This is a genomic window from Micromonospora sp. D75 (assembly GCF_018070405.1).
GTDB classification, from domain to species: Bacteria; Actinomycetota; Actinomycetes; order Mycobacteriales; family Micromonosporaceae; genus Micromonospora; species Micromonospora chalcea.
This window is the reverse complement of record NZ_JAGPXV010000787.1, coordinates 1-2,351: the sequence shown is the minus strand read 5'-3', so window position 1 is coordinate 2,351 and position 2,351 is coordinate 1. Positions and strand designations below refer to the sequence as shown.

Here is a 2,351-nt window from a genome sequence, read left to right as displayed (position 1 = left end):
GTCCGCGACACCACGTCGCGCTGCTGCTCCGGCGTGAGCCGCACGAAGTTCACCGCGTACCCGGAGACCCGGACGGTGAGCTGCGGGTACCGCTCCGGGTGCGCCATCGCGTCCAGCAGCGTGGCCCGGTCCAGCACGTTGACGTTGAGGTGGAACCCGCCGGCGTCGGCGTAGCCGTCGAGCACCCCGGCCAGGTTCGCGATCCGCTCGTCGCGGGTGTGGCCCAGGCCGTCCGGCGTGACGGTGCCGGTCAGCGAGATGCCGTCGCGGGCCGCGTCGTACGGCAGCTTCGCCACCGACAGCGCGGACGCGACCAGGCCGTGCGTGTCCCGCCCGTTCATCGGGTTCGCCCCCGGCGCGAACGGCTCACCGGCGCGCCGCCCGTCCGGCGTGTTGCCGGTGTGCTTGCCGTACACCACGTTCGAGGTGATGGTGAGCACCGACATGGTCAGCTCCGCGTCGCGGTACGTGCGCTGCCGGCGCAGCTTCTCCGCGAACGTCTCGACCAGCCACACCGCGATCTCGTCGGCCCGGTCGTCGTCGTTGCCGTACGTCGGGAACTCGCCCTCGACCGCGTAGTCGACCGCCAGCCCGGACTCGTCGCGCAGCACCTTGACCCGGCCGTACCGGATGGCCGACAGGCTGTCCACGGCGACCGACAGGCCGGCGATTCCGGTGGCCATGAACCGGCGCACCGGGTGGTCGTGCAGCGCCATCTCCAGCCGCTCGTAGGCGTACCTGTCGTGCTGGTGGTGGATCACGTTCAGCGCGTCCACGTACGTCTGCGCCAGCCAGTCCAGCATGCGGTCGTACGCGGCCAGCACCTCGTCGTAGTCGAGCGTCTCGCCGCCGACCGGCGCGGCCGGCGGGGCGACCTGCGCGCCGGACAGCTCGTCGCGGCCGCCGTTGATCGCGTACAGCAGCGCCTTCGCCAGGTTCGCCCGGGCGCCGAAGGACTGCATGTCCCGGCCGACCCGCATGGCCGACACGCAGCAGGCGATCGCGGTGTCGTCGTCGTACGCCGGGCGGATCAGCTCGTCGTTCTCGTACTGGATGGCGCTGGTGTCCAGCGACACCTGGGCGCAGAACCGCTTGAACCCCTCGGGCAGCCGCGGCGACCAGAGCACCGTCAGGTTCGGCTCCGGCGCCGGGCCGAGGTTGTACAGCGTCTGCAGGTAGCGGAACGTGGTGCGGGTGACCAGCGGGCGGCCGTCCGCGCCCATCCCGCCGAGCGACTCGGTGACCCAGGTGGGGTCGCCGGAGAAGAGCTGGTCGTACTCGGGGGTGCGCAGGAAGCGGATGATCCGCAGCTTGATCACGAAGTCGTCGATCAGCTCCTGCGCGCCACTCTCGTCCAGCCGCCCCTCGGCGATGTCCCGCCGCAGGTAGGCGTCGAGGAACCCGGCGGTGCGGCCGAGCGACATGGCGGCGCCGTTCTGCTCCTTCGTGGCGGCCAGGTAGGCGAAGTAGAGCCACTGGATCGCCTGCGCGCCGGTGACGGCCGGGCGGGAGATGTCGAAGCCGTACGAGGCGGCCATCTCCTTCAGCTCGCCGAGCGCGCGGAGCTGCTCGGCCAGTTCCTCCCGGTCGCGGATCACGTCGTCGGTGCTGCGCCGGTCGTCCAGCGCCGCCTTGAGCGCGCGGCGTTCCTCGATCAGCCGGTCCACGCCGTACAGCGCCACCCGGCGGTAGTCGCCGATGATCCGCCCGCGTCCGTACGCGTCGGGCAGGCCGGTGATGACGTGCGAGCGCCGGGCCGCGAGCACGGTCTCCGGGTACGCGTCGAACACCGCGTCGTTGTGCGTGCGGCGGTACCGGGTGAAGATCTCGTGTACGCGCGGGTCCGGCTCACGCCCGTACGCGCGCAGCGCCGTCTCCACCATCCGCAGCCCGCCGGCCGGCATGATCGCCCGCCGCAGCGGCGCGTCGGTCTGCAACCCGACGATCAGCTCCCGCTCCCGGTCGATGTACCCGGGGGCGTGCGAGGTGATCGTCGACGGGGTGGCCGCGTCGACGTCGTACACGCCGCGGCGCCGCTCCTCCGGGAACATGTCCCGCAGCCGGTCCCACACCGCCAGCGTGCGCGGCGTCGGCCCGGTCAGGAACGAGGCGTCCCCGGTGTACGGCTCGTGGTTGTGGCGGACGAAGTCGGCCACGTCGACTGTCTCCTGCCACGCGCCGGCGTGGAATCCGCGCCAGGGGGCCAGGGGTTCGGTGGCGGTCATGTCGGTCCCTCTCCGGGCGTCGGCGGCCCGGTCCCCGCGGGTGCGGGGACCGGGGGCGGGGGTCAGGGCTGGAGCACGAGCCGGGCGGCGACCCGGCCGGCGAGGACGTCGGCCCCCGCGGCGTTG

General features: G+C 72.8%; 1 protein-coding gene. It reads right to left on the bottom strand.

Annotated features, from left to right (window positions below; translation table 11 throughout):
* Nucleotides 1–2,225 (bottom strand): formate C-acetyltransferase (pflB, locus tag KBX39_RS29020; RefSeq protein ID WP_210873595.1); only part of this gene is annotated, 2,225 nt, incomplete at its 3' end.
* Nucleotides 2,226–2,351: the final 126 nt, after the last annotated feature.